This is a genomic window from Pseudomonas defluvii, from assembly GCF_001695625.1.
Classification (GTDB): Bacteria; Pseudomonadota; Gammaproteobacteria; order Pseudomonadales; family Pseudomonadaceae; genus Aquipseudomonas; species Aquipseudomonas defluvii.
Genome location: NZ_MBPN01000015.1, coordinates 16,096 through 41,162, shown reverse-complemented (window position 1 = coordinate 41,162; position 25,067 = coordinate 16,096). Strand labels below are relative to the sequence as shown.

Below are 25,067 nucleotides of genomic sequence, written 5' to 3'. Positions count from 1 at the left end.
CGTAGTCGCGCTACCATAGCCGACCGCCCCTGCTGGCCAACGCTGCCCAGAGCGACCCGGTTTCCTCTGCACAGGACTTTCAATGCGTCTGTTTCACACCTCCGACTGGCACCTGGGGCAAACCCTCCACAGCCAGGAACGTGACTTCGAACATGCCTGCTTTCTCGACTGGCTGCTCGGCCAACTGGCCCTGCGTCAACCCGATGCCCTGCTGATTGCCGGCGACATCTTCGATACAGTCAACCCTCCGGTCAAAGCCCAGGAACGCCTGTACGACTTCATCGTCCGCGCTCACGAACAGCAGCCTGCGCTGGATATCGTGATCATTGCCGGCAACCATGACTCCGGTGCCCGTATCGAACTGCCGGCACCGTTGATGCGTCGCCTGCGCACCCATGCCCTGGGCCGTGTGCAGTGGCTGGATGACGGCCAGCTCGACAGTGATCGCTTGCTGATCCCGCTGACCGATGCCAAGGGCAAAACCCGCGCCTGGTGCCTGGCGCTGCCCTTCCTGCGCCCGGCCGAAGTGACCGGCGCACACGTGGGTGACGATTACCTGCACGGCATCACCCAGGTACATGAACGCCTGATCGCTGCCGCTGAAAGCCGACGCAAACCGGGGCAGGCGCTGGTCGCCATCAGCCATGCGCACATGGCTGGCGGGTCGATTTCGGAAGACTCCGAGCGCAGCCTGATCATCGGCAACGCCGAAGCACTGTCGGCCAAGCTGTTCAGCGACTCGGTGGCGTATGTCGCCCTGGGCCACCTGCACAAACCGCAGCGGGTCAACGGCGAGGAACGCATTCGCTACAGCGGCTCGCCGCTGCCGTTGTCGTTCTCGGAAATTGGCTATCAACACCAGATACTCGAGGTGGAACTGGACGGCGCGGCACTGCGCAGCGTCGAGCCACGGCTGGTACCGCGGGCAGTGCACCTGCAACGCCTGGGCCCTGCCTCCCTGAACGAGGTGCTGGAACACCTGGCAGCGCTGCCCGAAGTCGACCTGCTGGCTGACCTGCAACGCCAGCCCTGGCTGGAAGTGCGCGTGCGTCTGGATGAACCACAACCGGACCTGCGCCAGCAAATCGAACTCGCGCTGAACGGCAAGGCCGTGCGCCTGGTACGGATCGCCGTCGAGTATGCCGGCGCTCAACAGGATGACGACGACAGTAGCCCCTTGATTGAACTTGGCCAACTCAGCCCGCAAGACCTGTTCAGCCGCGCCTGGGAGCAGGCCTATGGCAATGCCGTGGACGAGCAGACACTGGCCGACTTCGCCCAACTGCTGCAGGACGTGCAACAGGAGGAGGAGCACCCATGAAAATTCTCGCCATTCGCCTGAAAAACCTTGCGTCCCTGGCCGGCCCTTGCGAAATCGACTTCACCGCCGAGCCCTTGGCCAGTGCTGGCCTGTTTGCGATCACCGGCCCCACCGGCGCGGGCAAGAGCACCTTGCTCGATGCCTTGTGCCTGGCACTGTTCGGCGCTGTACCACGCCTGAACAGCATTGGCCGGGAAACCAAACTGCCAGAAGTCGACAGCGAGATCCTTACCAGCGACCCGCGCACGCTGCTACGCCGGGGCACCGGCAGCGGCTTTGCCGAAGTTGATTTCGTCGGTATCGACGGCCACCGTTACCGGGCACGCTGGGAGACCAACCGCGCCCGCGATAAAGCCAACGGCAAGCTGCAAGGCAGCCGTCAGAGCCTGCATGACCTGGACGGCAACCAGTTACTGAGCAGCCAGAGCAAAAGCGAGTACAAACAGCTGATCGAGGCCAAGCTGGGGCTCAACTTCGAACAGTTCACCCGTGCGGTCATGCTGGCCCAAAGCGAGTTCAGCGCCTTCCTCAAGGCCGACGACAAGGACCGCAGCGAACTGCTGGAAAAACTCACCAACACAGCGATCTACAGCCAGTTGGGCCGACGTGCCTACAGCAAGAGCAAAGAAGCCGAAGATATCCACAAGGCCTTGCAACAACAGGCCAGTGGTATCACCCCGCTCAGCCCGGAGGCACGCGCTGAACTCGACCAGCGTGTTGAACAGGCACAACGCCAACTCAAGACCGAACAGGCGCAACTGCGCCAGTTCGAGCAGCAGCGCAGTTGGCTGACAGAGCTAGGCAACCTACAGGCGCAACAACGTGCCGCCGCCGAGGACGCCCACAGTGCCCAGCAGCACTGGGAGCAACTGGCCACAGAACGCCTGAACCTGGAGCGGCTGGAGCAGTTGGCGCCGCAGCGCCATCAGTTTGCCCGACAACTGGAGCTGACCGGCCAGCGCTCGCCACTGACCGTTGCCATTGAACAACAGCGCCAGCAACAGGTTGAGTTGCAGACCGCCCAGCAACAACTGGAACAACACCTGCACCACGCACGCGAGGCACTGAACCAGGCACTGGCTCAGCAGGCGCAAAACGCACCGTTGCTACGCCAGGCCTTCGCCGAGCAAGACACCCTAGCGCGCCTGGAACAGGAACTGGCCGACAGCCTTGCCCTGCACCAACAGGCCGAGCAGGCCTCCCGCGAGGGCCAGCAGCAGCTACACACCCTGATCGAACAACAGCAGCGTAATAGCGAGCGTCTGCAGCAACTCGACGAGCAACTCGCACACAGCGCGCACCTGTCCGGCCTGGGCGACGCCTGGAGCGCCTACCGGGGCCAACTGCAGCAACTGATGCTCATTGGCAACCGGCTCAACAAAGGTCGCGAGGAACTGCCCGCCCTGCAGCAACGCGCCACGGATGCGGCCCGCCAACTGGAAGAACAGCGCACTCACCTGGCGCAGATCTACCACGAAGCCGGCGCTGAACCCGAGGCCCTGGTAGAGCAGATCAGCCTGCTGGGAACGCTGCTGCAAGACAACCGCAAGCAACAGCGTGCGGTCGAAGAACTGACCCGGCTCTGGAACAGCCAGCAGGATCTGGACAAACAAATCCACGCCTTGCGTGAACGCCAGCAGGCCGCGCAGCAGCAACGCGAACAGTTGATCAGCGAGGGGCTGCAAGGCAAACAAGAGCTGATTGCCGCCGAGCAGGCACTGAACCTCACACGACAGCTGCTTGAGCGTCAGCGTCTGGCCCGCAGTGCCAGCGTCGAAGAGCTCCGAGCGCAGCTACAGGACGACCAGCCCTGCCCCGTCTGCGGCAGCCAGGAACACCCGTACCACCAGCCCGAAGCGCTGTTGCAAAGCCTTGGCCGACATGACCAGGATGAAGAAGCCAACGCCCAGCGCCTGGTCGACGGGCTGAAAGAAAAACTGGATGAACTGCGAGCGAAACTGGCCGGCGTCAATAGCCAGATCAAGGAATACCTGCACCAGCACGAGCACCTTGTCACTCAACAGCAGGCGTTGGCCCCCAGCCTCGATGCTCACCCGCTCTACGCCCAGTTGGCCCATCAGGACAGCAACGCCTGCTCGGCCTGGCTGGAGCTTCAACTGCGCCGCCTGAACGATGACATCAACCGGGACGAGCAACGCCAGCACACACTGCTCACGCTTCAGCAGGACGCCGCCCGCCTGCAGCAACAACTGCAGGTGGCCGTCGAGGCCCGCCAGCAGGCAACGCTGCACGTGAGCCAGCAACAGCAGGCGCTGAGTGACGACGAGGAACGCCTGGAACAGGCACTGGCAAGCTTCGCCGGCCTGCTGCCCGCCGACATCCTGCAAGCACTGCGTCAGGAACCGTCAGCCGCCTTCCTGCAACTCGACCAGCAACTGGCGCAGCGCCTGGAACTGGTAGACCGGCAAAAAGACGAGCAACAGGACTACAACGACCGCCAGCAGCAACTGGAAAAGGCCAGCCTGCAACAACAGGCACGGGTACAGAAGCTGGAGGAGCTGCAGCAGCAGGTCGTTGCCCGGCAAACCCAACAGCAGCAGGCAAAAGCAACGCTAGACGGCCTGCTTGGCGAGCACGAAAACGCCCAGCACTGGCAACAGCAACTGGAGCAGGCCGTTGAACAGGCGCGCAGCGTCGAAGCGACCACCCAGCAGCAACTGCAGGATAGCCGCGCCCGCTCGATCGAGCTGACAGCCGAGCTCAAGGCCAAAGCGCAACAGCGAGATGCCCTGGAAGAGGAATGCCGTCAACTGGAGGCCGTCATCGGCCAATGGCGACACGCCCATCCTGAATTGGACGATGCCGGCCTGACACAATTGCTGGCGTTCGATGACGAACAGATCAGCCAGTTGCGTCAGCGCCTGCAAAACGCCAGAAAAACCATCGAGCACACTCAGGTCCTGGTGCAAGAGCGCGAACAGCGCCTTCAGCAACATCAGGCCCAAGCCAACGGGGAACTGCCAGCCGATCAGCTGGAACAAGCCATGGCCGCGTTGCAGCAACAGCTGCACACCCGCGAGCAACAGTGTGCCGAACTGCGCGCCGAGCAAGCCGACGACCAGCGCCGCCAACAGGCCAACCAAGCGCTGGCAGAACAGATTGCCCAGGCCTATACCGAGTGGCAACGCTGGGCGCGCCTGAACGCCCTGATCGGTTCTGCCACTGGCGATACCTTCCGCAAGATCGCCCAGGGCTACAACCTCGACCTGCTGGTGCACCATGCCAACGCACAACTGCGTCAATTGGCCCGCCGCTACCGGCTCAAGCGCGGCGGCAGCCTGTTGGGCCTGCTGGTGCAGGATACCGAGATGGGGGATGAACTGCGCTCGGTGCACTCCTTGTCCGGGGGCGAAACCTTCCTGGTCTCGCTGGCGCTGGCCCTGGGGCTGGCGTCGATGGCCTCGAGCACGTTGAAGATCGAGTCGCTGTTCATCGACGAAGGCTTCGGCAGCCTCGACCCCGAATCGCTGCAACTGGCCATGGATGCACTGGACGGTTTGCAGGCTCAAGGGCGCAAGGTCGCGGTGATTTCTCATGTGCAGGAAATGCACGAGCGGATTCCGGTACAGATCCAGGTTCGTCGCCAAGGCAATGGCCTGAGTACCCTGGAGGTCAGTGGATGATCCTCTATTCGTTTCGGCGCTGCCCTTACGCCATGCGTGCACGCATGGCCTTGCGCTACAGCCAATGCCCGGTGGAGATCCGCGAGGTCAGCCTCAAGGAAAAACCGGCCGACATGCTCGCCTTGTCGCCCAAAGGTACGGTGCCGGTGTTGAGTGTCGAGGGCAAGGTGCTGGAAGAAAGCCTGGACATCATGCGCTGGGCCTTGGCCCGGCATGACCCGCAAGACTGGCTGCTGAGTACCGACTCACAGGCTGCGCAACAGGCCAACGCACTGATAGCGCGTAACGACAGCCTGTTTAAAGTCAGGCTCAACCACTACAAGTATGCCGAGCGCTACCCGGCGCATTCGCGTGAGGAATACCGACAGCTGGCCTGTGAAATCCTTGATGACCTGGAGGCACACCTGGCGCAGCACGACTACCTCCTCACCTCGCACCCAAGCCTGGCGGATGTGGCCCTGATGCCGTTCATTCGCCAGTTCGCCGGGGTTGAACCAGACTGGTTTGCCCAAGCCCCCTACCCCAGGCTGCGAGCTTGGCTGCAGGGTTGGCTGGACTCGGCGCTATTCAAGGCAATCATGGCCCGCTGAAACCACCCGCCCTGTTGTTGCAGGCTGGCCTGCGATGGCGCCGGTGGGGTGTCAGTGGGTTAGCGGCGTCTGCATCGCAGGCAAGACCTGCTCCTACAACTTTGGACTGCCCACCAAGGGTTGGATTTGTGTCCAACTTCTTGGGGGCAGTTCACCTGTGGGAGCGGGCTTGCCCGCGATGGGGGCCGTGGTGTATCAGCAGGTGCGCGGCGCCCGCATCGCAGGCAAGACCTGCTCCTACAACTTGGACTGCCCACCAAGGGTTGGATTTGTGTCCAACTTCTTGGGGGCAGTTCACCTGTGGGAGCGGGCTTGCCCGCGATGGTCAATTGACGAACTTCAGGTCCGAAGGCGCATCCTGGGCAAGCTTCTGCACAGTCTTGCCCAGCAGGCCGGTGTGTCGGTCGCGCTGGATGACCACGATCTGGTTGCTCTTCTGGTTGGCAACCAGCACATAGCCACCGCTCGGGTCGAGGCTGAACTCGCGAGGATGATCACCTTCCACCGAGCGCCGTTGCAGCGGCGTCAGCGTCCCCAGGGCCGAGTCGATTGCGAACACCAACAGCTGGTTGGCGGTACCGCGATTACTCACGTACAGGAAGCGCCCGTCCGGCGAGAGGTGCAAGGCCCCCGCCGCTTTGCTGGTCGGCGCCTGAGAGTCGCTCAAGGGCAGCCGTTGACGCTCGATGAGTACGCCATCCTGTACATCGAACACCACCACTTCAGCACTCATCTCCAGGGTCAGGTAAGCCTGTTTGCCAGTGGCTGCGAACACCAGATGGCGTGGCCCACTGCCCGGCGGCAGGTTGACCGCCGCAGGGCGGGCCGGGCTCAAGGGGCGCTCGGGGTTGGCGCTGTCGTAGCGATAGATGAACACCTTGTCGGCGCCCAGATCGCAGGCATACAGGTAGCGCCCATCCGGCGACGACACCGCCGCATGCACATGGGAGCCGGACTGGCGCTCCGGGTTGACGTAGCTGGGCGGATGGCGTTCTTGCTGCACCACCGGCAACAAGCGCCCGTCTGCCGCCACGGGCAGCACCGACAGGCTCCCGCCCGGGGTTGGCTGCACCGCATAGTTGGCAACGAACAGGTAGCGGCCGTCATTACTGAGGCTGGCGTGGGTCGGCTCGTCACCCAGGCTGTCGAGCCGGCTCAGCGGGCTTATCGCACCGCTGCCGGGGGCAAGCGCAAAGCTGCTGACCTGGCCATGCCCGGCGCCGTTCTCGTTGACCGCAAACAACAGGCGACGGTCACTGGACACGACCAGCCAGGACGGGTTGACACTCTGCACCACCTGCAGCGGCTCTGGCTCGATCTGCCCGCTCTGGCTGTCAAAGCGGTAGCGATAGATCCCCTCGCTGCTGCCCTGGGTGTAGCTGCCGACCAGCAGTTCGTGGCCTTGCGCCGTAGCCGTCATGGCAACAGCACTATTGATCAATAGACACGTCAGCAGACGTTTCATCGTCATCCTCTTCCGAGGCGCGCAAGGCACTCATGCACACCAGACGGTGCTCGACACCGTCGGCCGCGATCAACCAGTCGCCGCTGTCCGCGCGGGCTGCATTGATCTGCTCAATGCTGAACTGCCAGCGTTTGAGTGCACGGCCATCCATGCATTCAACCTGCAGACCGGTCTCATCGAAGGTGAAATCAAAGGCATGCAGGCCGTCGATCAACAGCATGTCGCTGGCTTGCAGGGCGTGGGAAAGGGTCGTCATGAGAGAGGTATCATCGTGCGGAAAAGCACAATGATACTCCAATGCAAACAACATCGCCGGCACCCCAGCCCCCGTAGGGGCCGGCGTTGCGCTCAACCGAGGCGATCAATGGGCGAAAATCGACCCACCCTCCTTGCCCACCAGTTTCTCCGGCTTGATCAGGAAACGTGCCAGTGCCGGCAACAACCACAATGCGCCGAACATGTTCCAGAGCAACATGAAGGTCAGCATCAAGCCCATGTCAGCCTGGAACTTGATTGCCGAGAAGATCCAGGTCGCAACGCCAATGGCCAGGCACAAACCGGTGAACAGCACCGCCTTGCCGGTGGACTTGAGGGTTTGATAGTAGGCCTCCTGCAGCGGCAGCCCGGCGCGCAGGAAACTCTCCAGGCGACTGTAGATGTAAATGCCGTAGTCCACACCGATACCCACCCCCAGCGCCACCACAGGCAGGGTCGCCACCTTCACACCGATGCCCATGAAGGCCATCAGCGCATTACCCAGCACCGAAGTCAGCACCAGCGGCAGCACGATGCACAAGGTCGCGGCAAACGAGCGGAAGGTGATCATGCACATCACGGCCACACAGATGTACACTAGGATCAGGATGGTCAGCTCGGCCGACTTGATCACGTCGTTGGTCGCGGCCTCGATCCCGGCATTACCCGCTGCCAGCAGGAACTCCAGGCCGTCCTTGTTGTGTTCATCGGCGAAGGTCTGGGCCGCCTTGATCACGCGATCAAGGGTCTCGGCCTTGTGATCGTTGAGGAACACCAGCACCGGGGCCAGCGAACAGTCGCTGTTGTACAAGCCATCGGCACGGGAGATCGAACTGTTCAGCACATCCGGGTTACGCGACAAGGTCTCCCATTTCAGGTTGCCCTCGTTCATGCCCTTGATGACCTGCTTGGACACCGTTACCAGTGAAATCGCCGATTGCACGCCCGGGGTGTTTTCCATGGTCCACATCAACTCATCGACCGGCGCCATGGTCGAATAGACCGAGCAGCCTTCGGATGGCGTCTTGACCATGATCACCAGCACATCCGAGCTGGTCGAGTAGTTACTGATGATGAAACGGTTGTCCAGGTTATAGCGCGAGTCAGGACGTAGTTCAGGCGCTCCCTGGTCGAGATCACCGATCTTCAGGTTCTGGCTGTACCAGAGGCCACCACCGAACGCGAACAGCGCCAGCACCACTGACACAGGCGCAACCTTGGCACTGGCAAAGCCGGACAGCAGCCGCCAGAACGGGTGCTCACGCGTGGCATCGCGCTTGCTGCGCTCGATAGCCTTCTTGCTGATGCCGACATAGGAGATCGCCACCGGCAGCAGGATCAGGTTGGTAAAGACGATCACCGCCACACCGATGGAGGCGCCAATGGCCAACTCGCGGATCACCCCGATATCGATGATCAGCAGGGTGATGAAGCCCACCGCGTCGGCCAGGATGGCAATCATCCCCGGCAAGAACAGTTGGCGGAAGGTTCGCCGTGCAGCGGTCAGGGCATTGTCGGCATCGCTGGACTGCAAGGCGATACCGTTGATCTTCTGCACCCCATGGGAAATGCCGATGGCGAAGATCAGAAACGGCACCAGCATCGAGTACGGATCCAGGCCAAAGCCCACTGCGTGCATCAAGCCCAACTGCCAGACCACCGCCACCAGGGTGGTGATCAGCACGGCGATGGTGCTACGGATACACCAGGTAAACCAGTACAGCAGCACCCAGGTGATGGCCAGGGCGATGCCGAAGAACATCGCGACCATCATCAGGCCATCGATCAGGTCGCCAACCTTCTTGGCGAAACCGACGATGTGGATTTTTACATTGGGGTTCTGTGCCTGGAACTTGTCGCGGATCTTCTCTTCCAGCTGATGGGAGAACTGCTGGTAATCCAGCTTGATCTGCTTTCCCTGGTCCTGCGGGTCGGGGTAGGACTCCAGCAGCGGTACATCGACAATGCTGGACTTGAAGTTGTTGGCCACCAGACGGCCTATCTGCCCGGACTTGAGCACGTTGCTGCGCAGTTCATCCAGGCTGTCGGCGGAACCATCGTAGGTCTTCGGAATGACCTCGCCACCGGCAAAACCTTCTTCGGTCACCTCGGTCCAGCGAACGTTCGGGCTCCACAACGACTTGAGCGCAGAACGATCGACACCGGGAATGTAGAACACCTCATCATGGATCTGACGCAGGGTTTCCATGTAGTGCTTGTCGAAGATATCGCCATCGACTGCCTCCACCGAGATACGCACCGTATTGCCAAGGTTGGCCAGGTCGTTACGGTGCTCAAGCATTTTCTCGATAAACGGATGCTCAAGCGGGATCATTTTCTCGAAGCTGGTCGAGGGGCGGATCAAGGTGGCCTGCCAGAACAGGAACAGGCTGACGACCAGGCAGATGAAGATGACAGCAGGCCGGTTGTTGAAAATCAGGCGTTCAAGAACCGACGCCTTGTCGTGATGGTGCTGGTGGGTGCCGAACGATTCCCGACTGGTCATGGTTGTACCCTCTCAGCGCCAGATGACGTGGCAACATGGACGCCGCCCTGGCCTACCAGAATCAGCTTGCCATCCGTGACTGCGCTGGCAGCCGCCAGCGCGATACGATCGGCCCGGTTATAGACACTGAAGCTTGCACCATCGTCGGTGCTGCGCAGGACGCTACCGCCATTACCGACCAGCACCAGGCTGCCATCGTCCAGAAGCGTCGCGCTGGACAAGCCGAACTCCAACTGCCCGCGTTCGGCATGCAGGGGAATGGTTTGCCAGGTGTCGCCAAAGTCGGTGGAGCGGAACAGGTTGCCGCGCAAGCCATAGGCCAGCAGCGTGCGTGCTTGCGCCGTACCGACCACACCGAACAACGAGCCCTGGTAGGGCCCTTCCACCCGGTTCCAGGTTTGCCCAGCGTCGGCTGAGCGGAACATCACGCCCTGCTCTCCAACGATGAACAGCCCTGCATCCTTCACCGCCGCGATGCCATTGAGGTGCAGTTGATCTTCGTTATCCAGACGGTCGCTGACCTCTTGCCAGGCTGCGCCGCCATCAACGGTTTCAAGCAGAGCCCCATAAGCCCCCACAGCAAAACCGTGCTGCGCGTCCTGGAACCACACATCCAGCAAGGGCGCTTCACGCTTGAGGTCTTCGAATTGCTTGCTCCAGGTCGCGCCGCCGTCACTGCTGGCGAGGATCTGCGCATCATGGCCTACCGCCCAGCCATGGCGGGCATCGGCAAAGTAAACCGCAGTGAGCATCTGCCGGGTGGGCACCCGTGCCTGGGTCCAGGTCTGCCCCTGGTCATCGGAGAAAAGGATGTGGCCACGGTCACCAACCGCTACCAGCCGGGCGCCGGCCTTGGTGACGTCAAGCAACAGACTGCGAGCGGCCTTATCGGACTCAATGGCGTAGACCGTTGCCGAGGCTGCAGACTCCTGCGCCTGCGCCGCCTCGATAGTATTGGCAAACATGCCCAGGGCCAACGCCAGAAGGCTGCTGCCAACCAACACGGTCGGCCCCCTGCGCCCTTGTCCTGCACCATACCCGGTGCGCGCCATGACGGGCTCACCCATAGATCTCTCCCCCGATTTAATTGTTATTTGGGTCAAATCCAGTTGCGGGCACAGCCAAAAACCCTGTTCCAGAGCCCCGCAATAGCTGAGAACCATCCTATCGGGGTTTAGAAAGGGCTGACAACGAACAAGACGTTATCTTTTGTTAAGCGCGGGAAAGGAGGCTGCGGGCGCGTGGCGCCTGCATCGTTGGCAAGTTGGCGCCCACAGGGCCTTGTGTAGCCCTGTGGGCGCCAACTTGCCGGCGACGGCATCAGCGAAAGCAGACGCCGACAAGCGTGTCAAAAACCCGATCAAGCCAGGCTTTTGCTGACCACTTCATAGACATCACTGGACAGCGCGCCGGAGGCAAGAATGCGCTCCAGCTCACCCTTCATCAGCGCCTGACGCGCAGCGTCGTACTTGCGCCAGCGAGTCAGCGGTGCCAGTTGCCGCGAGGCGATCTGCGGGTTGAGTGCATTGAGCTCAATCACCAGGTCCGCCAGGAAGCGGTAGCCGGAACCGTCTGCCGCATGGAAGTTGACCAGGTTCTGCCCGGCAAACGCACCAATCAGGGCGCGCACCTTGTTCGGATTCTTCATCGTGAAGGCCGGATGCTGCATCAGTGCTTTGACTCGCGCCAAACCGCCCCGCAAGGTGCTGGCCGCCTGGACGCTGAACCACTGGTCCATCACCAACGGGTTGTCCTTGAAGTGGTCGGCGAACGTCTCCAGCGCCTTGGCCCGCTCGGCCTCGAACGACGAGTTGACCAACACGGCCAGCGCGGTCAAACGCTCCGTCATGTTGTCGCACGCATCGAACTGCTCCAGGGTCGCTTCCAGCACCTGTGGTTTGCCACTGAGCATCAAGTAGGACAACACGATGTTCTGCAGGCTGCGACGGGCAAAATGCTCGGCTTCGGCCACATACGCGGTGGTGCGCGACACCGCGCGATTGGCCTGATAACGGGCCCACAGTGCGTCGAACAACTGCTCGGACAGTTGTTTGCGGGCGAATTCGCGGGCCGCATGGATAGCATCGACATCCGCCACTTCACAGATTTCAGTGAGGTAGGCCTCGCTGGGCAGCGAAAGCATTTCAGCGACCATCGCCTGATCCAGTTGATCATTGCTCAGGACGCTGCCCAGTGCGGTTACCAGGCGCGGGTCGAGTACCAGCTTGGCGCCCTGCTTGTGCTGTTCGATCAGCTCTTGCAGGATCTGCACAGACAACTGCTGGCCGGCTTCCCAACGGTTGAAGCCGTCGCTGTCATGCTGCATCAGGAACATCAATTGGTCGCGGTCATAGGGGAAGCTCAGCTTGACCGGTGCGCTGAAGCCACGCAGCAATGACGGCAGTGGCTTGGCCGCCACATCGACAAAGGTGAAGGTTTGTTCAGCCTCGGTCACTGACAGTACGCGGGTAGTGCCCTCGGCCGCCGCCTCACCGAGCAGACGCAGTGGCAAGTCATTGCCCTGCGCATCAAGCAGGCCCAGCTCTACAGGAATGACGAAGGGCTGCTTTTCCTGTTTGTCCGGGGTTTGTGGATAACTCTGCCGGAAGGTCAGGCTGTAGGTCTGCGCGACGCTGTCATAGGCATCGCTGACCGCCAGGCGTGGCGTGCCAGCCTGGCTGTACCAGCGTTTGAACTGGCTCAGGTCGACGCCGTTGGCATCTTCCATGGCCTTGATGAAGTCGTCACAGGTGACCGCCTGGCCGTCATGACGCTCGAAGTACAGGTCACTGCCCTTGCGGAAGCCTTCAACGCCCAACAGGGTACGCACCATGCGCACCACTTCCGAGCCCTTCTCGTACACGGTCAGGGTGTAGAAGTTGGAAATTTCGATGAAGCTGTCCGGGCGCACGGCGTGAGCCATGGGGCCGGCATCTTCGGCAAACTGGTGGGTACGCAGGTAGGCCACGTCTTCGATACGCTTTACCGTACGCGAGTTCATGTCAGCCGAGAACTCGGCATCACGGAACACCGTGAAGCCTTCCTTGAGCGACAACTGGAACCAGTCACGGCAGGTCACGCGGTTGCCCGACCAGTTGTGGAAGTATTCGTGGGCGACCACCGCCTCGACACGCTGGTGCGCAGCGTCGGTGGCGGTTTCGGCGCGGGCCAGTACGCAACTGGAGTTGAAGATGTTCAGGCCCTTGTTTTCCATGGCGCCCATGTTGAAGTCGTTGACCGCAACGATCATGAAGATGTCCAGGTCGTACTCACGCCCATAGACCTCTTCATCCCAGCGCATGGACTTCTTCAGGCTGGTCATGGCGTGCTGACACTTGTCGATGTTTTCCGGCTCGACATAGATACGCAGGGTGACGTCACGTCCCGACTGGCGAGTGAACGTGTCTTCGACACACCACAGGTCGCCCGCCACCAGCGCAAACAGGTAGGCCGGTTTCATGAACGGGTCTTCCCAGGTCGCCCAATGCCGGCCGTCTTCGCCAGGCCCGGTGCCGACCGGGTTACCGTTGGACAGCAGCACCGGGTAGCGATGCTGCTCGGCAATCACCGTGGTGGTGAATTTGCTCATGACGTCCGGACGGTCGAGGTAATAGGTGATCTTGCGAAAGCCCTCGGCTTCGCATTGGGTGCAGAACATGCCGCTCGACTTGTACAGGCCTTCCAGCGCGGTGTTGCTTTCCGGATGGATCTTGACCGAGGTGTCGAGGGTGAAGAGCGCCGCCGTTGGCTGCAGTGTCAGGTGACTGTCGCTCAGCTCATACTCGGTAGCGCTCAGTTCGCGGTCGTCGAGCTGTACCGACAGCAGTTCCAACTGCTGGCCATCCAGCACCAACGGTGGCAAGCCAGCGCCCCGCGCCGGGTTACGGCGCATGACCAACTGCGCGTGGACCAATGTGTGGTCCTCGAACAACTCGAAGGTCAGGTGGGTCTCGTCGATCAGGTATTCGGGAGCCTGATAGTCCTTGAGGTAAATCACTTGCGGCTGTTCGGTACGCATGTGGCGATCCTTTTACTGATGCACGGCGAGTTGATAGGCCGTGTATTTGCGAATATTGATCACGCCGGTGTCGAAGATCAGGTACTGGCCCTTGATGCCCAGCAGCGTGCCTTCAGCCAGGGGATTCTTGTCCAGGTTGAAGCTGACGATCTTGCTCGGATAGGCCTCGACCGGATAGCGAATGTCGACGGTTTGAGCATCTGACAACGGTTGAATGGCCTGCAGGCCAAAACGTGCGTGCAGTGCCTGGAGGCCCTCGGCGCACTGCTCGAACAGCTGGTCGCGCACAGCGACCAGGTCCACCGCCTCGGCATCGCCCTTGAGCAACGCACGCCAGTTGGTGCGGTCCGGTACATGGGCGCGGAACAGGTCCTCGACCAACCCCGACTGTTGCCGCGTGGCCACACGCATGATCGGCAGCGCCTGGCTGGCGCCCTGATCGAGCCAGCGGGTGGGCAACTGGCTGGCTCGGGTGATGCCGACCTTGAGCCCGGACGAGTTGGCCAGGTAGACGATATGATCCGTCATGCAGAACTGTTCGCCCCATGCCGGCTCGCGGCAGGTGCCCTGGTCGTAGTGACACTTCTCCGGGGCCATGATGCAGACGTCGCACTGGGCCAGCTTGCTCATGCAGGGGTAACAGTAACCCTGGCTGAAACTGGTCTTGGTCTTGCGCCCGCAATGGATGCAGTGAATTGCCCCCAGGTACTCGAGGCGCACGGTGGTTCCCAACAAGGGGTTGACCGGTACTTCGCTGTCGCCAAGACGAAACGCGTACTGAACCAGGGGCGTCTCAAGACGCGCCGACATTTTGCTGATGGATCCGCGACCGAGCTCGATCAATGGAGCGCATCCGACTTGAACAGAATGTTCGGCACCGGTGCCGACTTCGACGCGCATTCCTGCGGGCCCATGTAGCCGGTGCGCTGCTCTTCCGGCAGGTTCTGCATTTCCCAGGCAATGACGGCCTGCAACGACAGTTCTTTCTGCTCGGCGGTGAGCTTGCGCCCGTCGGACCATTTACCGATTTCCACGGCGAGCTTCAGGCTCTCGTAGATTTCCGGGGTAATGTTTTCGATCATTTGCGAAAAAGTGGACATAGCGTCTCCCAAAATCAAGTCGTCAGTTTACGCCGGGCCAGCGCCCCGCCCAAGAGCCCGCTCAGACAACCGACCAATAACCCACCGACATGGGCGGCGTTGGCGATCTGGCCGAAGCCGAGCAAACTGACAAGGCCGGACAGGCACAGCAACAGCCAGATCAACATCATGACCAACACCCCGCGCGGCATGCGATAGAGCGGGTTGGGCGCGAGCCACTGGTACAACCAGATATACCCCAGCAGGCCGTAAAGCACCCCGGACAAACCGCCAAACAGGCTCGGCCCGCCGAACAGGTACTGCGCAGCGTTGGACACCACGCCAAACAACAGCGTCAGGCCGAGCATGACCCAAGCGCCCTGGCGCCACTCGATACGGCGGCCCAGCTCCCAAAACCACATACCGTTCATGGCCAGGTGCAATAGGCCGAAATGCACCAGCATCGGTGTTGCCAGGCGCCACCATTGGCCAGCGGCCAGGCTCTCGGCCAGCGGCGTGAAGTACAGGTAGTCACCGTGTACGGTGAAATCGAGAAACGTCAGCCAGCTCAAGGTCGAGAGGTTGTCACCCAGGCCGGTCAAGCCCGCCACCACCAGGCACAGCAGCAAGATCGCCGTTGTCGCCTTGCTTGCGCGAAGCTGATCGATAAAGCCGGGGCGTGTCGGTTCACTGTTCGGTAGCGGCTCGGCGGCAAACTCAGCATTGCCTTCAGGGAAGCGCTGATACAACGCCAGCACCTCGCCCGCCAGCGGCTCGCTGACCCATAACACCTGCTCGCCGCCCTCCTCACTGACCCGGTGAGGCACCTGAAGGCGCCTCAGCAGGCCGATGAACCCGCTCAGGTCGATGCTCAACGGCAAGCGCAGCACCTCGACCACATTCACCACGCTCATGCATTGGCCTCCGGCCGCTCGACATCGACCCAGACGAACTTGTGCGGATCGAGCCGGGTTTCATTGTCCAGCCGATAGGCCACCAGCTTGCCGTACAGTACGGCGCTGTAGTCCAGGCAAGCCAGGTTGGGGCGAATCGGCGCGGGCTTGCCGCTGCGCCAGTAATGGCCGACGAACAGCATAGGCTCGTCCTCACCGTAGCGCAGCAGGTTACTTTTCTGCGTGTGGGTCAGTGGCGTGCTGGCAACCTGCTCGGGCAAGGCATCGGGTTGGAAAACGATGTCGCCGTAGGTCTGCGGGTCTTCTTCCCAGAACTTGGTCCGGAAAAATGCTCGGGTCAGGCCATCGCCACCGGTCAGGGTCAAGCCGCCCGGCAAGCGCATGTCGGTACCCCGCAACAGGCGATTGCATACGACAGAGGCAAAGCTGTCGGACACCGCCGACGCCTGGACAAAACGCTCGTCGATACAACCGTTCGGACGCTCCTGGCGCAGCGGCTCGATCAGGTTGGCGTCCCAACAGGCGTGAACCAGGCGGAAACGCCCGGCATCGAGGAACAACGGCAGCTCATAGAACCAACCGAGGAAATCGTGCCAGTCACCAGGATGCTGGGCGAACTGGGTGAGTGTTGCGTCAATCAGGTGGGCATGACGTGGGGTGTGTTCACGCACATAGGTCTTGCCACTGCCCGGCAAGGCCGGCGTGCTCCAGCCCAGCGCGCTGAATTCGTGGTTGCCCATGATGCACCGGGCCTGACCGGCCTCGACCATGTCATGAACAAGGTGCAGCGCCTCGCGGATCCGTGGCCCACGGTCAATGATGTCGCCCAGAAACAGTGCCTGACGCTGCGAATGCCGCCAGACACCTCCCAGGCGTCTGTAGCCAAGGGTTTCCAACAGGTGTTCAAGGGTTTGGGCGCACCCATGTACATCACCGATCAGATCGTAACTGCGCGCGGGATCGAGCATCAGTCGCCTCCACCGCCCAAACGGCTGCCCCAGCCGAGCTTGGTTCTGCACACCTCGTAGTAATTGTGGTCCAGCGGATGAATCAAGCGCAGCTTTTGCGGCTTTTTGTTCACCGTGATGGTGTCGCCTGGGGCGCAGGTAAAGTGGTTCTGGCCGTCACAGGAAACCTGCGGGTAAATCTGCAGGTCCTTGGACACGACGATCTTCAGCTCGCTGTTGCCATCGACCACGATCGGTCGCCCGGACAGCGTGTGCGGGTACATCGGCACAATGACGATAGCGTCGAGCTTGGGGTGCATGATCGGCCCGCCTGCCGACAGCGCATAAGCGGTCGAGCCGGTCGGGGTGGCCACGATCAGGCCGTCGGCCTTCTGGCTGCAGACAAACTGGCCATCGATGTAGATCTCGAACTCGATCATGCGTGTCGACTTGCCCGGATGCAGCACCACGTCGTTCAGTGCATCGCCCTGGCCAATGGCCTCGCCATGCCGACGGACTTCAGCCTGAAGCAGGAAGCGGTTTTCCACCAGGTAATGGCCATCAAGTACTTCGGCGACCTTCACCTCCAGCTCATCGGGCCGGATATCGGTGAGAAAACCCAGGCTGCCGCGGTTGATCCCCAATACCGGAATGTTGTGACGGGCCAAGGCCCGGGCAGCACCCAGCAGGCTGCCATCGCCACCGACCACGATGACCATGTCGCAGACTTCGCCAAGCAGCTTGCGCGACGAAGTTTGCAGGCCATGCCCTGGCAGCACTTCGGCGATGGTGTCCTCAAGGATGACGTGCAGATGCCGCGCCAACAGGAATTTTTTCAGTCGGCGAATGGTATCGAGTACCTGGGAACTGCCAAGGCGACCGATGATACCGATATTGCGAAAATGCTCCATGGGGCTCCTGCAAGGCTCTGCGGCGGGTGAAATGGCCAGTGGGCGAAAGACACCGATTATGGGCGAAAGCGCTGTGCAGCGGCAAACGCTGGCGTTTTTTCGCACTGCAGCGGGCATCAGGGCTATGCTCGCAGAATGAACCCATTTCATGACCTGACCGACCTGCCCCGTCACCTGCGCCAAGCGCAGGTGCGTGATCTGGCCTGGGTCATCCTGGCCCCGCCCATGCTCAGCGCCACGCCGTGGCCTCAACGCCACCCGCTGCAGGGCAGTGACTGGGTACAGCAACCGGCGCACCTGAGCCAATGGCTGCAGCGCCTGGACCAGGACAGCAGCGCATTGCTGCTTTGGCTGGCACAGGCCGCCAACCGGCGACTGGGCCTGTACTACGAACGCCTATGGCAGTTTGCCCTGCATCACGCACCCGGGATCGAACTGCTGGCCGCCAACCTGCCGATCCGTGACGGTGGGCACACGCTGGGCGAACTGGATATCCTCCTGCGTGACCGCGACGGGGTACATCACCTAGAGTTGGCGATCAAACTCTACCTGGGACCACAGGCAGGTGATGGCAGCGATCCGGCGCAGTGGCTTGGCCCCGGCTGTCATGACCGCCTTGATCTTAAATTGGCCCATCTGGCCCAGCACCAGCTTCCCATCTCGGCCCGCGCCGAAAGCCGCGAAGCCTTGGCGGCGCTGGACATCGCGCAGCTCAACGCACACCTATGGCTGGGCGGTTACCTGCTCTACCCGTGGCCGGGTCATGCCGCATCACCACACGGGGCCCACCCCGAGCACCTCAAGGGCCGCTGGCTGCACCAACGCGACTGGCCGGCGTTCTTTGCGCAGAGCCCGACCGGCCGCTGGCAACACCTGCCGCGCCATGCCTGGCTGGCACCGGCGCGCTACCCGACTGAACAGACCTGGACGGCCGAGCACCTGCAGGCCTGGCTAAGCGCCCTCGATCCAATGGCCCCTGCGCAACTCATGGTAAGGCTGGTGGAAACCGGGCCCGGCGATTGGGAAGAAGCCGAGCGCGTGTTTCTGGTGGCGGATACCTGGCCGAATCTGCCCGGCTGACACACCCCTGGCGCCGTCTAGACAACCGTCAAACGCAGTGCCAGAGCCATCAGGGTGAGTAGCAGCACCGGCACGGTGAGCACGATGCCGACCTTGAAGTAGTAGCCCCAGCCAATGTGCACCCCTTTACGCTCCAGCACATGCAGCCAGAGCAGGGTCGCCAGGCTGCCGATCGGGGTAATTTTCGGCCCCAGGTCACTGCCAATCACATTGGCATAGACCATCGCTTCCTTGACGACCCCTGTGGCCTGGCTGGCGTCGATGGACAAGGCGCCAATCAGTACGGTCGGCAAGTTGTTCATGATCGACGACAGGACGGCGCTGAGCAGCCCGGTACCCAGTGCCGCCCCCCAGACGCCGGAGCGGGCGAACGTGTCGAGCCAGGTGGCCAGTTGCCCGGTCAACCCGGCATTACGCAAGCCATACACCACCAGGTACATGCCCAGCGAGAAGATCACGATATGCCACGGGGCTTCCTTGAGGACCTTGCGTGTGGAAATGGTGTGGCCGCGGGCGGCGACCAGCAGCAAGACAGCCGCACACACCGCCGAGATCGCGCTGATGGGAATGCCGAGCGGCTCCAGGGCAAAACACCCCAGCAGCAAGATCAACAACACCAGCCAGCCGGCCACAAAGGTGGCCGGGTCTTGAATCGCACTGCGTGGCCGATCCAGTTGCAACGGGTCGTAATCGCGCGGAATGTCACGTCGAAAGAACCACATCAGGATACCCAGGGTGGCCGCCACGCTGACCAGGTTCACCGGCAACATGACGGCGGCATAACGGTTGAAGCCGATGCCGAAGAAATCCGCAGAAACGATGTTCACCAGGTTAGACACGACCAATGGCAAGCTGGCGGTGTCGGCCACGAAGCCCGCAGCCATGACGAATGCCAGAGTCGCCGCTGGCGAGAAACGCAAGGCCAGTAACATGGCAACGACGATAGGTGTAAGGATCAGCGCTGCGCCGTCGTTGGCAAACAGTGCCGACACCAGCGCCCCCAGCAACACGATGTAAGCGAACAGCCGCCGCCCGCTGCCACGCCCCCAACGCGCCACATGCAGGGCCGCCCAGGCGAAGAACCCCGCTGCATCAAGGAGCAGGCTGATGATGATCAACGCAATGAAGGTACCGGTAGCGTTCCAGATGATCTGCCAGACCACCGGAATATCGCTCCAGTGCACCACACCGCTGATCAGCGCCAACAACGCCCCGAACGTCGCGCTCCAGCCGACACCGAGGCCCTTGGGTTGCCAGATCACCAAGGTGATAGTCAGCAGGAAGATCAATGACGCCATCAGCATGAGACAACAGCCTTGCAGAAAGTCGAGGGGAAAAGACGGCGGATTTTAACGAGTGTTTGTTTGGTCACTAACGAAATTTTGCTGCTATTTCTCCTATGATCTCTGAAACAAACAATTACAGTTAATGCCCAGCGCCAAGCAAGAGCGCGAAATACGACCTGATAACGAGGAGCTCATATGACGCTAACCAACACCCGGGACCGCTACGGCAGTCTGTCGATTGCCCTTCACTGGCTGATGCTGATACTGCTGGCAGCGGTGTACGCCTGTATCGAGCTACGGGGTATGTTCCCCAAGGACAGCGCCGAGCGCGCCCTGATGAAAGACCTGCACTTCATGCTCGGCCTGAGTGTCTTTGTGCTGGTCTGGCTGCGCCTGTTGCTGCGCGTCATCAGCCCGACACCCCGTATCGAACCTAACCCTCCGGCCTGGCAGCGCGGCCTGGCCACACTGATGCATTGGGCGCTGTACGCGATGATGATCGGCTTGCCTGTGGCCGGCTGGCTGATTCTCAGCGCCAGCGACAAACCGATCCCCTTCTATGGCTTCAACCTGCCCGCCTTGATTGCGCCAGATCCAGACCTGGGCAAGCAGATCAAGGGCTGGCATGAGCTGATTGCCTCGCTGGGCTACTGGCTGATCGGCCTGCACGCCCTGGCTGGGCTGTATCACCACTATGTCAGCCGCGACAACACGCTGCGGCGCATGCTGCCAAAAGCCGACTAAACCAGCCCCCGGCGGCCTTGCAGGCCGCCGGTGTGCAGGAAAATCAGCCGCGTGCCGGGCGCGAAGGCGCCCTGTTCCACCTGCTCGCGCAAGGCGAGCAGGGCTTTCCCCGTGTACAGCGGCTCAAGGGGAAGGCCCGACTGCACTTCGCTCGCCTCAATGAACGCCAACAGTTCTGCATCGACCCTGGCAAAACCTGCGCGGCTGGCGTCGTGCAGCACGTAACCTGCCCGGCCTGCTCCCAGCAGCCCATCGACCTGTGCGGCAACACCATGATCCCCGGGCACCGCCAAAGCACCCTGCACCCAGTGCGCGCCTGTTTCAGCCGCCACCAGACCGGCCAATGTGGTACCGGTCCCGACCGCCAACCACCAGCCATCGTAGTCAGGCCAACCCAGTGCCGAAAGCTGACATCGCGCCTGCTCTACAATCTGCGCGCACCCTTTGACCCCCAACGCACCACCGCCACCTTCCGGTACACAATGCCAACCAGGGTAGCGGGCGTGCCAAGGCGCCCAGAAGCCCGGTTCATGCCGCGCCCGATAGCCGCCATAACCCAGCCAGTGCAGCTCCATGCCGAAGGCGCGCAGGTCACGTACCGTTGGTGTGTCCTGCGGATGACCGCGCAGCAACCCGACAGTAGCGAAACCAAAGCGCAGGCCTGCCGCCGCGAGTGCATGAAGGTGATTGGAGTACGCGCCACCGAGGCTGATGACGCCAGGAGCCCCTGCCGCACGGGCCTCACGCAGGTGCTCCAGCAGTTTGAACCACTTGTTGCCGCTGATCAGTGGGTCGATGAGGTCAAGGCGCAGCACCGCCGCTTCAACACCGGCACGGCTCAACCAGGGCAGTGACAGCGGCTGGAGTGGGGCCAAGGGAAGTGAATCGAACATTCCGACAACAAACTCGGTACAGGGCGGGAAGCGCAGTCTAGCGCACCCCGCCGTACCTGCCGCATCAGAGTTCGGCAGCCAGCCGTGAGCCCTGATTGATTGCGCGCTTGGCATCCAGCTCGGCCGCAACATCGGCACCACCGATCAGGTGCACCGACTGACCGGCGGCGTGCAAGCCATCGTACAGCTCACGCAGCGGATCCTGGCCGGCACAGATAACCACGTTATCGACTGGCAGAACCTGCGGCTCGCCCGCGCCAATACGGATATGCAGCCCTTCATCGTCGATGCTCAGGTATTCGACACTGTTGAGCATCTGCACCTGCTTGTTTTTCAAACCCGTGCGATGAATCCAGCCGGTGGTCTTGCCCAGACCGTCACCCACCTTGGATTTCTTGCGCTGCAACAGAAACACCTGACGGGCCGGCGCATGCGGTTGCGGATGTATCCCGGCAACGCCACCACGGGCCTGCAAGGTGGTATCAATGCCCCACTCTTTCCAGAAAGCCTCACGGTCCTGACTGGTCGCTACCCCCTGGTGAACCAGATACTCGGACACATCAAAGCCGATCCCACCGGCACCAATGACCGCCACGCGCTGGCCTACCGGCTTGCGCGCCAGCAAGACGTCCAGATAGCTCAACACCTTAGGGTGCCCGATACCGGGAATAGCCGGCAGACGCGGTGCGATACCGGTAGCGAGAATGACCTCATCGTAGCCGCCCTTGAGCAGTTGCTCGACACTCATGCGCTGCTCAAGGCAAACCTCGACACCGGTGGTCTGCAGCTTGCGCTTGAAGTAGCGCAGGGTCTCATAGAACTCTTCCTTGCCCGGCACACGCTTGGCCACATTGAACTGCCCGCCAATTTCACTGGCCGAGTCGAACAGGGTGACCTGATGCCCCCGCTCTGCAGCCACCGTGGCAGCCGCCAGGCCCGCCGGACCTGCACCGACCACCGCAATTTTCTTCAACAGACGGGTCGGCAGGTAGTTGAGCTCTGTTTCATGACAGGCACGCGGGTTGACCAGGCAACTGGTCAGCTTGCCGCCAAAGGTGTGATCCAGACACGCCTGGTTGCAGCCAATGCAGGTGTTGATTTCGTCAGCACGACCGGCAGCGGCCTTGTTGACGAACTCCGGGTCCGCCAGGAACGGACGCGCCATGGAGACCATGTCGGCATCGCCCTCAGCGAGGATCTGCTCAGCGATTTCCGGGGTATTGATACGGTTGGTGGTGATCAGCGGAATCTTCACCGAACCGCGCAACTTGGCGGTGACCTTGCTGAAGGCGGCACGCGGCACCTTGGTGGCAATGGTCGGAATACGCGCTTCGTGCCAACCGATACCGGTGTTGATCAGCGTGGCGCCAGCCTGCTCGATGGCTTTGGCCAACTGCACGATTTCGTCCCAATCGCTGCCCCCCTCGATCAGGTCGAGCATCGACAGGCGGAAGATGATGATGAAGTTCGGCCCGACCGCTTCACGCACCCGACGAACGATCTCCACCGCCAGACGCATGCGGTTCTCGTAACTGCCACCCCAGCGGTCAGTACGATGGTTGGTATGGGCGGCGAGGAACTGGTTGATGAAATAACCTTCCGAGCCCATGATCTCGACGCCATCGTAGTCGGCGCTCTGTGCCAGCATCGCACAGGTTACGAAGTCCCGGATCTGTTTCTCGATCCCCTCCTCGTCCAGCTCCTTGGGCTTGAACGGGTTGATCGGTGCCTGAATGGCACTGGGTGCGACCTGCTTGGGGCTGTAGGCATAACGCCCGGCATGAAGGATCTGCAGGCAGATCTTGCCACCGGCTTCATGCACCGCCTGAGTCACGATACGGTGCTTCTGGGCTTCCTCCGGCGTGCTCAGCTTGGCCGCACCGGCATACACGCCCCCTTCTTCGTTCGGGCCAATACCGCCGGTCACCATCAGCCCCACCCCACCCCGGGCGCGCTCGGCAAAATAGGCCGCCATGCGCTCAAAACCACCCGGTCTTTCTTCAAGGCCGGTGTGCATCGAGCCCATCAGGGTGCGGTTGCGCAACGTGGTGAACCCCAGGTCCAGCGGAGCCAACAGATGCGGGTATTGGGCAGCGGCCATAACGTACTCCACAACAAGCGTTAATCACGGAATGCAGGCCTCTCACCCGGAGGTGGAACCCGTCAGTTATCTGAGGTCGACATTAAAGAGCTGTTACCCGTCGCTCAATGACCGAAAGTGACAACTTATTGATCCAACCGCGCAGCACGACTACCCTAACGGCTTAAATCCTTAGTCGGCCTTGCCCGCCTCATGCAAAAACTCCTGCTCGGGGCTCTCGCCCTGGTTGTCATCACCATGCTTTGCGGCTACGGGCTATGGACAGAACAACGTCCCGCCGGCCATTACCTGTCCGACCTGCGTGTCGAACTGACACTGAACCAGGGCATCCCCGCGAACCAGGGCAACCTGCTCGGTATCGAGCCTGAGCTGTTCCCCGGTGACTACCAAAGCCTGCAACGCTTGCACCTGAAGCTGGCGGCTTACTTGCAGCACGCACGTGAGCAGGGCCTGATCAGCCGTAAAACCGTTGTCATCCTGCCCGAACACATCGGCACCTGGCTTTGGGCGCTTGGCGAAAAGAGCGAGATGTACCAGGTCACCCACCTTGATCAGGCCCGGCAGTGGCTGGAGTTGAGCAACCCGTTGCGCTATGGGCTGGCGATGCTTGGCGCCACAGGGGATGACCGCCGCGCTGACGCACACTTGCGCATGAAGGCGGCCCAGATGGCGAGCGACTACCAGCAACTGTTCGGCGGCCTGGCACGCGAGTTCGACATCACCCTCGTAGCAGGTTCCATCGTCCTGCCCGAGCCGTATGTAGACGGCGGCACTCTGCGGGTGGGCTCAGGTGCCCTGTACAACAGCAGCCTGGTGTTCGCCAATGACGGCTCAATACTGGGCCAACCAGTACGCCAAAAACACCCGGACAACGGCGTACGCCGCTTCATTCATGCTGGCGCACAACCCTTGCAAGTACTCGAGACGCCGGCAGGACGCCTGGGCGTCCTGGTGGGCAGTGACAGCTGGTACCCGGACAACTACCGCCAGCTTGAGCAACAGGCGGTGCAGGTGATCGCCAACCCGGCCTTCATCGGCGTCAAGCATGGCTGGCGCGCGCCCTGGCGTGGCAACCGCCATCAGCCGCTGGCGACACAACTGCCACTCAAACCCGGTGAAGTGAGCGAGGGCGAAGCCTGGCAGCGTCTGATACTTGCCAACAAAGGCCGCGAACAGGCGAGCATGAGCGTGTTCCTGCAGGGGCGCTTCTGGGAAGTCAGCGCCGACGGCGAGGGCTTTGCCAGCCGTAACGGCCAGAACTTTAGTGTCAGCGCCAAACCCGGCGCGCGCCTGCTCAACCTCTGGCTGTAAGA

At 61.7% G+C, this 25,067-nt stretch carries 19 protein-coding genes; 6 read left to right on the top strand and 13 right to left on the bottom strand.

Going from position 1 to position 25,067, the window contains the following annotated elements:
- The first annotated feature begins 82 nt into the window (after window positions 1-82).
- The 3 genes from EKA13_RS06520 to EKA13_RS06510 are packed head-to-tail and all read left to right on the top strand — an operon-like array spanning window position 83 to window position 5,555.
- Window positions 83-1,321 (top strand): exonuclease SbcCD subunit D C-terminal domain-containing protein, encoded by a 1,239-nt coding sequence (locus tag EKA13_RS06520; RefSeq protein ID WP_065758586.1) that lies wholly within the window; start codon window positions 83-85, stop codon window positions 1,319-1,321.
- The gene (locus EKA13_RS06515) at window positions 1,318-4,965 is read left to right on the top strand and encodes an AAA family ATPase (RefSeq protein ID WP_065758585.1); all 3,648 of its coding nucleotides are present in this window, start codon (window positions 1,318-1,320) and stop codon (window positions 4,963-4,965) included. Before EKA13_RS06520 ends, EKA13_RS06515 begins: the two co-directional genes overlap by 4 nt.
- On the top strand, window positions 4,962-5,555 hold the full coding sequence (locus tag EKA13_RS06510) for a glutathione S-transferase (protein WP_065758584.1): 594 nt from the start codon (window positions 4,962-4,964) through the stop codon (window positions 5,553-5,555). Before EKA13_RS06515 ends, EKA13_RS06510 begins: the two co-directional genes overlap by 4 nt.
- A gap of 325 nt (window positions 5,556-5,880) precedes the next feature.
- Here EKA13_RS06510 and EKA13_RS06505 read toward each other — a convergent pair whose 3' ends face one another.
- The 10 genes from EKA13_RS06505 to EKA13_RS06460 all read right to left on the bottom strand — a co-directional run bounded on the left by EKA13_RS06505 (window position 5,881) and on the right by EKA13_RS06460 (window position 17,650).
- Window positions 5,881-7,020, bottom strand: coding sequence for a lactonase family protein (locus tag EKA13_RS06505; protein WP_065758583.1), 1,140 nt, complete (start codon window positions 7,018-7,020; stop codon window positions 5,881-5,883).
- Entirely contained in the window at window positions 6,986-7,276 is a 291-nt protein-coding gene (locus EKA13_RS06500) for a DUF5629 family protein (RefSeq protein ID WP_065758582.1), read from the bottom strand. The genes EKA13_RS06505 and EKA13_RS06500 overlap by 35 nt, the downstream gene beginning before the upstream one ends.
- 105 nt (window positions 7,277-7,381) lie before the next feature.
- Complete coding sequence (locus tag EKA13_RS06495) at window positions 7,382-9,781, bottom strand: efflux RND transporter permease subunit (protein WP_065758581.1); 2,400 nt, start codon at window positions 9,779-9,781, stop codon at window positions 7,382-7,384.
- Complete coding sequence (locus tag EKA13_RS06490; protein ID WP_083199756.1) at window positions 9,778-10,848, bottom strand: WD40/YVTN/BNR-like repeat-containing protein; 1,071 nt, start codon at window positions 10,846-10,848, stop codon at window positions 9,778-9,780. Before EKA13_RS06490 ends, EKA13_RS06495 begins: the two co-directional genes overlap by 4 nt.
- 293 nt (window positions 10,849-11,141) lie before the next feature.
- Window positions 11,142-13,799 carry an aminopeptidase N gene (gene pepN / locus EKA13_RS06485; protein WP_065758580.1) on the bottom strand — a complete coding sequence of 886 codons (2,658 nt, stop codon included), beginning with the start codon at window positions 13,797-13,799 and terminating at the stop codon, window positions 11,142-11,144.
- 12 nt (window positions 13,800-13,811) lie between these two features.
- Window positions 13,812-14,642: a DUF2797 domain-containing protein gene (locus EKA13_RS06480; protein WP_065758579.1), complete on the bottom strand. Its 831-nt coding sequence runs from the start codon at window positions 14,640-14,642 to the stop codon at window positions 13,812-13,814.
- Window positions 14,639-14,899: a YeaC family protein gene (locus tag EKA13_RS06475; protein WP_065758578.1), complete on the bottom strand. Its 261-nt coding sequence runs from the start codon at window positions 14,897-14,899 to the stop codon at window positions 14,639-14,641. The genes EKA13_RS06480 and EKA13_RS06475 overlap by 4 nt, the downstream gene beginning before the upstream one ends.
- Before the next feature lie 14 nt (window positions 14,900-14,913).
- A complete protein-coding gene (locus tag EKA13_RS06470; protein WP_065758612.1) occupies window positions 14,914-15,783 on the bottom strand; it encodes a rhomboid family intramembrane serine protease in 870 nt (289 codons plus the stop codon).
- A 5-nt stretch (window positions 15,784-15,788) separates the two neighbouring features.
- Window positions 15,789-16,760 carry a metallophosphoesterase gene (locus EKA13_RS06465; protein ID WP_065758577.1) on the bottom strand — a complete coding sequence of 324 codons (972 nt, stop codon included), beginning with the start codon at window positions 16,758-16,760 and terminating at the stop codon, window positions 15,789-15,791.
- A complete protein-coding gene (locus tag EKA13_RS06460) occupies window positions 16,760-17,650 on the bottom strand; it encodes an NAD(+) kinase (protein WP_065758576.1) in 891 nt (296 codons plus the stop codon). Before EKA13_RS06460 ends, EKA13_RS06465 begins: the two co-directional genes overlap by 1 nt.
- A 135-nt stretch (window positions 17,651-17,785) precedes the next feature.
- Between EKA13_RS06460 and EKA13_RS06455 the strand changes: the two genes are divergently transcribed.
- Window positions 17,786-18,730 (top strand): DUF1853 family protein, encoded by a 945-nt coding sequence (locus EKA13_RS06455; RefSeq protein ID WP_065758575.1) that lies wholly within the window; start codon window positions 17,786-17,788, stop codon window positions 18,728-18,730.
- Between the two features lie 17 nt (window positions 18,731-18,747).
- Here the strand turns inward: EKA13_RS06455 and EKA13_RS06450 are convergent, their stop codons facing one another.
- Entirely contained in the window at window positions 18,748-20,034 is a 1,287-nt protein-coding gene (locus EKA13_RS06450) for an arsenic transporter (RefSeq protein WP_065758574.1), read from the bottom strand.
- A gap of 177 nt (window positions 20,035-20,211) precedes the next feature.
- On the opposite strand from EKA13_RS06450, the gene EKA13_RS06445 reads away from it, so the two are divergent.
- Entirely contained in the window at window positions 20,212-20,760 is a 549-nt protein-coding gene (locus tag EKA13_RS06445) for a cytochrome b (RefSeq protein ID WP_065758573.1), read from the top strand.
- Here EKA13_RS06445 and EKA13_RS06440 read toward each other — a convergent pair.
- Together EKA13_RS06440 and EKA13_RS06435 are read right to left on the bottom strand one after the other, a co-directional pair.
- The gene (locus EKA13_RS06440; protein ID WP_065758572.1) at window positions 20,757-21,653 is read right to left on the bottom strand and encodes a 1-aminocyclopropane-1-carboxylate deaminase/D-cysteine desulfhydrase; all 897 of its coding nucleotides are present in this window, start codon (window positions 21,651-21,653) and stop codon (window positions 20,757-20,759) included. The genes EKA13_RS06445 and EKA13_RS06440 overlap by 4 nt on opposite strands.
- A 64-nt stretch (window positions 21,654-21,717) precedes the next feature.
- A complete protein-coding gene (locus EKA13_RS06435; protein ID WP_065758571.1) occupies window positions 21,718-23,754 on the bottom strand; it encodes an NADPH-dependent 2,4-dienoyl-CoA reductase in 2,037 nt (678 codons plus the stop codon).
- Window positions 23,755-23,946: 192 nt separating this feature from the next.
- Between EKA13_RS06435 and EKA13_RS06430 the strand changes: the two genes are divergently transcribed.
- Entirely contained in the window at window positions 23,947-25,065 is a 1,119-nt protein-coding gene (locus EKA13_RS06430) for a carbon-nitrogen hydrolase family protein (RefSeq protein WP_065758570.1), read from the top strand.
- Window positions 25,066-25,067 lie beyond the last annotated feature (2 nt).

Bases quoted from the DNA above. Each gene is read 5' to 3' on its own strand.
- EKA13_RS06445 (WP_065758573.1), top strand. From the start codon at position 20,212: ATGACGCTAACCAACACCCGGGACCGCTACGGCAGTCTGTCGATTGCC.
- EKA13_RS06465 (WP_065758577.1), bottom strand. From the start codon at position 16,760: ATGCTCGATCCCGCGCGCAGTTACGATCTGATCGGTGATGTACATGGG.
- EKA13_RS06460 (WP_065758576.1), bottom strand. From the start codon at position 17,650: ATGGAGCATTTTCGCAATATCGGTATCATCGGTCGCCTTGGCAGTTCC.
- EKA13_RS06430 (WP_065758570.1), top strand. From the start codon at position 23,947: ATGCAAAAACTCCTGCTCGGGGCTCTCGCCCTGGTTGTCATCACCATG.
- EKA13_RS06505 (WP_065758583.1), bottom strand. From the start codon at position 7,020: ATGAAACGTCTGCTGACGTGTCTATTGATCAATAGTGCTGTTGCCATG.
- EKA13_RS06450 (WP_065758574.1), bottom strand. From the start codon at position 20,034: ATGCTGATGGCGTCATTGATCTTCCTGCTGACTATCACCTTGGTGATC.
- EKA13_RS06515 (WP_065758585.1), top strand. From the start codon at position 1,318: ATGAAAATTCTCGCCATTCGCCTGAAAAACCTTGCGTCCCTGGCCGGC.
- EKA13_RS06510 (WP_065758584.1), top strand. From the start codon at position 4,962: ATGATCCTCTATTCGTTTCGGCGCTGCCCTTACGCCATGCGTGCACGC.
- EKA13_RS06500 (WP_065758582.1), bottom strand. From the start codon at position 7,276: ATGACGACCCTTTCCCACGCCCTGCAAGCCAGCGACATGCTGTTGATC.
- EKA13_RS06475 (WP_065758578.1), bottom strand. From the start codon at position 14,899: ATGTCCACTTTTTCGCAAATGATCGAAAACATTACCCCGGAAATCTAC.
- EKA13_RS06490 (WP_083199756.1), bottom strand. From the start codon at position 10,848: ATGGGTGAGCCCGTCATGGCGCGCACCGGGTATGGTGCAGGACAAGGG.
- EKA13_RS06455 (WP_065758575.1), top strand. From the start codon at position 17,786: ATGAACCCATTTCATGACCTGACCGACCTGCCCCGTCACCTGCGCCAA.
- EKA13_RS06440 (WP_065758572.1), bottom strand. From the start codon at position 21,653: ATGTTCGATTCACTTCCCTTGGCCCCACTCCAGCCGCTGTCACTGCCC.
- EKA13_RS06520 (WP_065758586.1), top strand. From the start codon at position 83: ATGCGTCTGTTTCACACCTCCGACTGGCACCTGGGGCAAACCCTCCAC.
- EKA13_RS06495 (WP_065758581.1), bottom strand. From the start codon at position 9,781: ATGACCAGTCGGGAATCGTTCGGCACCCACCAGCACCATCACGACAAG.
- pepN (WP_065758580.1), bottom strand. From the start codon at position 13,799: ATGCGTACCGAACAGCCGCAAGTGATTTACCTCAAGGACTATCAGGCT.
- EKA13_RS06435 (WP_065758571.1), bottom strand. From the start codon at position 23,754: ATGGCCGCTGCCCAATACCCGCATCTGTTGGCTCCGCTGGACCTGGGG.